At 72.6% G+C, this 6,377-nt stretch carries 3 protein-coding genes and 1 pseudogene; 2 read left to right on the forward strand and 2 right to left on the reverse strand.

The window, feature by feature from the left end; genetic code table 11:
- The first annotated feature begins 3,914 nt into the window (after positions 1-3,914).
- Complete coding sequence (locus tag NBX02_RS23210) at positions 3,915-4,919, forward strand: DUF3039 domain-containing protein (RefSeq protein WP_445548419.1); 1,005 nt, start codon at positions 3,915-3,917, stop codon at positions 4,917-4,919.
- 372 nt (positions 4,920-5,291) lie between these two features.
- Here the strand turns inward: NBX02_RS23210 and NBX02_RS13690 are convergent, their stop codons facing one another.
- Together NBX02_RS13690 and NBX02_RS13695 are read right to left on the reverse strand one after the other, a co-directional pair.
- Positions 5,292-5,732, reverse strand: coding sequence for a type II toxin-antitoxin system VapC family toxin (locus NBX02_RS13690; protein ID WP_250287099.1), 441 nt, complete (start codon positions 5,730-5,732; stop codon positions 5,292-5,294).
- Entirely contained in the window at positions 5,729-5,971 is a 243-nt protein-coding gene (locus NBX02_RS13695; RefSeq protein WP_250287101.1) for a hypothetical protein, read from the reverse strand. Before NBX02_RS13695 ends, NBX02_RS13690 begins: the two co-directional genes overlap by 4 nt.
- 245 nt (positions 5,972-6,216) lie before the next feature.
- Between NBX02_RS13695 and NBX02_RS23215 the strand changes: the two are divergent.
- Positions 6,217-6,377: pseudogene (locus NBX02_RS23215) on the forward strand (SAM-dependent methyltransferase); the annotation flags it as partial.

The raw sequence follows: 6,377 nt of genomic DNA on the forward strand, positions 1-6,377 counted from the left end.
CGTCAGATGTGTATAAGAGACAGCGTCGGCACTGCCCGCGACGGGCACGGCGCGGACCGCGGCCAGCTCCCGCAGCACGGTTGCCGGGGCGGGCAGCTCCTCGGCCCGCGCGAGCCGGTCCGCGGCCCGGCCCAGGGCGATGGCGTACGCGAAGAGCGCGGGCGCGGCCGGGGTGAGCGGGCCGTCGTCGTCGGTGGCCTCCAACGCGACCAGCGTCCGCTCGTAGAACCTGCGGCGGGCCAGGCGCGGCTCGGGGTCGAGGTCGACGGTCTCCAGCGCGGCCCGGACCACGGCGGCGGCGAGCGCCTGACGTTCGGGCCGCGAGCGCCGGGCGCTGCCGCGGCGGGCGAGCACAGCGGTGACCAGCTCGTCGAAGCCCATCACCCGGCCGGCGCCGCGGAGGATCCCGACCAGCTCGTCGTACACCGAGCGGACCGCGCCGTCGGCGTGCCAGGCCCTGCGCCGCGCGGTCAGCACCTGCGCGATCCGGCCCGACGTCACCCCGACCCGCTCGGCGACCTGCTGCTGCGGCGCCCACAGCGGCACGTCCGGCAGCGTGCCCGCGGCGTCGGGCAGGCCGAGCAGCAGGCGGGTCGCCTCGCGTTCGGTGGCGTTGCGTTCGGTGGCGCCCCGCCCGCCGGAGAGGGCGCGGGGGAGCAGCCGGTCGGCGAGATCCTCGACCGGCATGCGGGCGTAGTCCGGCACCGCGGCCGTCGTCGCGTCGGCCGTCGTCGCGTCGGTCGGCTGCCGCCCGTCCGGCGTCGGCCGCGGCGTGCCGGTGGGGGTGGTGACCGCCGGGGGCGTGGCGAGCGCGCGGCGCCACAGGCGGATCCGGGACTGCAGCTCCTGGCGGGTCTTCGCGCCGGTGCCCGGCAGGCTGATGATCTCCTTGGAGCCGAGCGCCAGCAACTCGCCGACGGTCGTCGCGTTCAGCCGGTGCGCGGCCGAGACCGCCCGTGGCGACAGGCCCGCGGCCTCCAGCGGCGTGTCGGCGGTGGCCGCGGCGGCGGCCAGGTCGCGGGCCTGCTGGGCGGCTTTCCCGTCGACGGCGTCCGCGGGGCCGGCGGGGCCGGCGGGGCGGAGCCCCGCCGTGCCGGTCGCCGGCCGGCCGTCGCCCGGCGGATACGGATGGACGGTCGGGGCCGGCGGGGTGGAGTCGGCGGCGCGGAAGAGGGCCTGCCAGGCGTCGCGCATGTCCTTCAGCGACGCGAACCGCCGCGCCGCGTCCCGGTCGAGCGCGTGCAGGAAGAAGGAGGTGAGGCCGGCGCGGATCGCCGGGTCGAACGCCTCGGTGGCCACCGTCGGCGGGCCCGTGGTGAACCGCGCCTCGGCAGACCCGTCGCCCCACAGCGGCAGCTCGCCGGAGGCCATCTCGTGCAGGGTGACCGCCAGCGCGTAGCGCTCGGCGTGGTCGTCGTAGGTGGTGCGGGTGCCGGCGCCGAGGAACGGGTCGAGGTAGCGGGGCGTGCCGGCGGTGGTGTCGCGGACGGAGATGCTGGCCAGCGAGAAGTCGATGAGGACGAGCTGGTAGGTGCGGTTCGGCCGGCGGCGGATGACGATGTTGTCCGGTTTCAGGTCGCGGTGGGCGACGCCCTCGCCGTCGAGGTAGTCGACCGCGCCGAACAGGTAGTCGCTGTAGGTCTCCAGCTCGTCGACGGACAGCCGGCCCTCGCGCAGCCGGCGGGCCACGGTCTGCTCGCCGGCGTGGTCGAGGACGAGCACCGTGCGCCCGCCGACGACCAGCGTGTCCGGGCGGGCCAGGCGGATCACCCGGGAGTCGTTCAGCCGGCCCAGCACCGACGCCTCGTGCTCCAGGCGCGCCACCCGCTCGTCGGAGAGGGCGACCTTGAGGACCTCGTCGCGGTTGGTCTTCTCGTTGTGGGCCAGGAAGGCGCGGCTTGTCGAACCGGTGCCCAGCCGCTCCCGGATCCGCCACTCGTCACCGACCAGGTCGCCGCGCTGAGCCTCCAACGGGTCCCGCTCCGGCCCGGGCTTCGGCCCGGCCTGTCCCGCTGTGGGCGGGCCTGCCGGCGGGCCGCCGTCCGCGGCACTGCCGCCGGGTGCGGGCGCCGGGACGTCCGGCCGGGTGAACTCGTCCTCGACGAGCAGCAGCCAGTCGAGCAGCTCGCCGACGCTGGCGAAGCGGTCGTCGGGCAGCGGGCGGGTCGCCTGCGCCACCAGTTCGTTCGCCGTCTCGGACAGCGAGTCGACGACCTCCGCCGGCTGCAGGCCGCCGGACTGCTCCAGCCGCGCCTTCAGCGCGTTGGGGCTGTCCGCGGGCGGCTGGCCGGTGAGGATCAGGTAGGCCAGCGCGCCCAGGCCGAAGACGTCGATGCCGACCGGGTCCGGGTAGGGGGCGCCGATCTCGGGCGCCAGGTAGCCGGCGGCGGCCAGCTCCAGATGCGGCAGGAACCGGGCCGCGGGCTCCACCGCCAGCTCGCGCGACGTCTTCGTCAGCGCGCCCGTCAGCGCGCTCGTCAGCGCACCGGTGCCCGAGCCCGCGTCGCGGGCCGCCGCCTGCCAGTCGCTGATCATCAGCCTGGGTGCGAGCCAGCCCTGCCCGCCGTTGCCGTCGCCGTTCCCGTCCGCCGCGCGGCGGCCCCGCGGCACGACCAGGACGCTGCGGGCGGCCAGCGCCCGATGGTAGAGATGCCGGCCGTGCGCGTAGGCGACCGTCTCGACCAGTTGACGGATCATGGACAGCCGGGTGCCGGCGTCGAGGCGGCCGCCGTACCGGTCGAGATAGTGGTCCAGGCGCATCTCGCCCGGCCGGTGACGGAAGATCAGCGCCGGGCCCGCCTCGTGGCTTTCCAACCCGTCGACCTGGACGATCCCCTGATGGCTGATCCCGTGCAGCACCAGGAACTCGCGGCGGGCGGTTGCCTCCCGGTTCGCCCGCTCGGCCTCCCCGGCGGCCCGCTCGACGAGGTAGATCCGCACCCGTCGCCGCTCGGAGGCGACCTGGGCGTGGGCGGCATGGTAGTCCTGCCAGGTCGGGCCGGAGTCGAACGCCGGGAACTCCAGCTGCCAGGAGCCCACCCGCTGGTGGCGTCGGCTGCGGGCGATCCCGGCCGCCGGCAGCAGCTTGGCCAGGGCCTTCGACAGCTCGGGGGTGACCCGCTGCCGCTCGTCGCGCAGCGGCGCGTCCAGCAGGCCGGACCAGATCGACGGCAGCGCCCCGCCACCACCACCGCCACCACCGTGCCTGCTGGCGCTCTGGCCGGGGGCGTCGCCCGGGGTGCCCCGCTCGGGGCCGAAGACCCAGTGGAGCTGGTGGTCGGGGAGCTCGGCCCGCAGGGCCGGGTTCGACAGGAAGACCGCCGGCTGGATGAACGGGATCCTCGTCCGGCTCGCGCGGCCGGCGTTCTCCAGCAGGGACCGTAGCTCCTTGGACTTCTGGTTCGCCAGGTGCAGCGGGTTGTCGAAGATCCGGGTGTCGCCCGAGTCGCGGTGCTGGGTCCAGTTCGACCCGGACGCGGTCAGCCGGCCGACCAGGCTCTTGATCTCGATGAGGTAGACGCCACCGCGGGCGACGACCAGCAGATCGACCTCGCGGATGTGCCCGGTGGCCGCGGTGAAGGTGAAGTTCGACCAGGCGCGGTACGGCTCGGCGTCCGGCAGCAGCCGCCGGACGTGCTCCAGCGCCTCCCGCTCATGCGGGAACTGCGACGGCGTGACCGTCTCCCACCGGCCCTGCCCCTCGCGCACCCCGTCCCCCTGCCGTGCCCGCTATGTCTCCACCCGTGACACTAGCCCACACCAGGCCAGGGCCGGCAGACGGGAACACCTGATCCCGGCCAGCGGACGGCAGCCGCCGGAGCGACGTCCGTGGCGGCTGCCGCGGAACTTGTCAAGATCTTTGAGGCAAGATTCTTTGCGAACTAGCCTACTTCTGATCTTTGTGTGATCTTTGTGTGGGGACAACCTCCGATCTTTCAGGCACGCCCTCGTCGGCCGGTTCGCTGTCCTCGCCGGGCCGCGTGCCGCCCGACCACGCCGTCACGGCCCGCCTTCGACGACATCCCGGGCCCCGGCACCTTCCCGCGGGAGCGGGCGCGGCCGCCACCGCCGATGGCCTCACCCTCGGCGCTCTCCCGGACGAGGTCGTCCAGGATGTCGATGACCTTCTCACGAAGCTGCGGTTCCTGGAGATCAAGACAGCGCAGTGGCGAGGAGGCGTCTGGGAGGATCGCGTAACCGGCGTCCACTGGCTGCTGGTCGCTGGGCTGGCCAAGGGCGAACACCAGGACCACGACGACTTCTACATGCGGGTCAGGCGGGAGAACGACGTCGGCGGCCTGCACCGTTGGCTGCCCACCTCCGAGGACCAGCGCCTCCTCCGACAGGAGACTGCCGCGCGGTTCCTTACCGCATGGGAACTCGCCGTCCAACGACAGATGCTCGACGCGCTCCGCGAGATCCAAAGCGGCGGTTCGACCCGCATCGACATCCCACATCCGCGATCAGACGAGGGCAGGCTCGCGAGACTCACCCTCATCGTCACACCTGTGCGCGAGCCCGGCTACGAAGCCGACGAGATCGAACTCGAGGTCGTCCCCCTAGCGGCCTACGCCGGCAGCAGTCTGTCGTGGCAGCTCACCGTACGAGCACTCATCAGCCTGAGCCCTCCCGAACAGGGCTGGGACCGCTGCAAGAACTCCTACACGAACATCGCCGAGCCAGGCGCCTGGACCATCTGCGTCGCCGAACTCGAGAAAATCGTCACCGCGCATGAGCTCGCGGAGTCCGAACCCGGTCGCCACAGCCACTACACCCACCGCGAGCACCTCGCGGGAAACACGATCGAGGGCCATGCCGTCCGTGCACTGTGCGGAGCCTTCTTCGTACCCACGCAGAACCACGAGAGACTTCCGCTCTGGCCGCCCTGCCAGGAACGATTCGTCGAACTGGCGGACTAGCCAGCCCGTGCAGATTTAGGGCAGCCTGCTTGGCCCCCCGCCGGCTCCGGTGCCGGAACGGCAGATCGTCCGGGTCTGGTCCGGGAGCGGATGGGATGATCGCGCTCATGGGACCCGGCGGGGTGTGGGGTTACCGGGCTCGTGGCATCGACAGCTCAGCCTGGTACTTGTGATCCGCTATGGCGTCAGGAAGCGGTGCTGGAGGGTGGGCGGCGACGGTGAACGTGCGTTGCGCGACCCGTAGCCGCCGGAGGGCCGAGCCTCCTGGAACCCTTGGCGGTGCGGCTGGCTGCGGTCCCGGCATGATTCCTGAGCGTGCGTGTGGGGCGTGGGGGTTCGGCTGCCCCGCCGGACACTCTCGTCCATACATGATCATCGATGTGTGGTGGCTGGATCGAAGAAATCGAGGCCGGGGAATCTGGCGAAGCCCCGGTCCGTGGTGGCGAGCCGGCAGCCGTGGGATATGGCGAGGGCCGCAAGGTAGGCGTCCGGCACGAGGTTCCCGCGGATGCCCTGGTCCTGGGAGACATGGGTGCCGAGCACGTCCCAGGTGGCCGGGGTCGCTGTCAGGGGCCGGCCACGCGGGGCTGTCCGTAGGCGGTTGACGAACCGCAGCGCGTCGGCGGTGGGTGCCGGGTCGGCGAGGATGCGCGGGTTGGTGACGATGCGGAGGAATCCGGTGAGGCAGTGGTCGGTCAGGGCGAGTTCGTCCCGGCCGCCTACTGTCGCGGTGAGCCAGGACGCGTAGGTGGCGTGGTTCTGCGCCTCGCGTCGGTAGGCGTACACGAGGACGTTGACGTCGGGCAGGATCATCGCCGGCCGTCGGCGTCCAGTGCCGCCCAGAGCGCGCCGCGGTCGGTGACGTCGACGAGGAACCGGCCCTGGGGGTCGCCGTAGGCGGGGAGCGGGTCGACGTGTACCGGCTGCTCGCCGCGGGCCAGGACGCTGCGCAGCCCCTCTTCGACGAGGCTGGTGAACGTCCGGCCCTCGGCTCGGGCGCGTTCCTTCGCCGCCTCTGCCAGGGCGTCAGGCAGGTTGATGGTCGTTCGCATACATACGAGCATACCGGGCTATGCGCTGGTGCATATCCTGCGTGACAGCGAGATGGTGACGGTCGCCTGTCTGGTGGGTGGCACCCGCGTCACCAGGAGCCGGTTGTAGGCGTACTGCTGGCCTGCTTGTCGACCTGAGTTTCACGGTCTCATCGAACAGGTGTTCACGCGTCGAGCTGTCCGCCGAGGAATCGTCAAGCGGACAGCCCGGACCGGACGTCGTCGCAGGAGTGGGTACGGGCAGGATGGTTGCCGTGACCGAGGATGTCTGGGCTGGCCTGACGGACCGGTTCGTCGAGGGCGCGTACGCGACGGTGAAGGGCCGGGTGCGCACGTATGTCCTGCACCGCCACCTGATGGATCACCTGCCGCCGCCACCGGCAGCCGTGCTCGACGTGGGCGGGGG

The sequence above is a fragment of the Protofrankia sp. CiP1_Cm_nod1 genome (assembly GCF_920888515.1).
Classification (GTDB): domain Bacteria; phylum Actinomycetota; class Actinomycetes; order Frankiales; family Frankiaceae; genus Protofrankia.

Excerpts from the sequence above, each read along its gene's own strand:
- NBX02_RS13690 (WP_250287099.1), bottom strand. The coding sequence starts at position 5,732 with ATGATCCTGCCCGACGTCAACGTCCTCGTGTACGCCTACCGACGCGAG.
- NBX02_RS13695 (WP_250287101.1), bottom strand. The coding sequence starts at position 5,971 with ATGCGAACGACCATCAACCTGCCTGACGCCCTGGCAGAGGCGGCGAAG.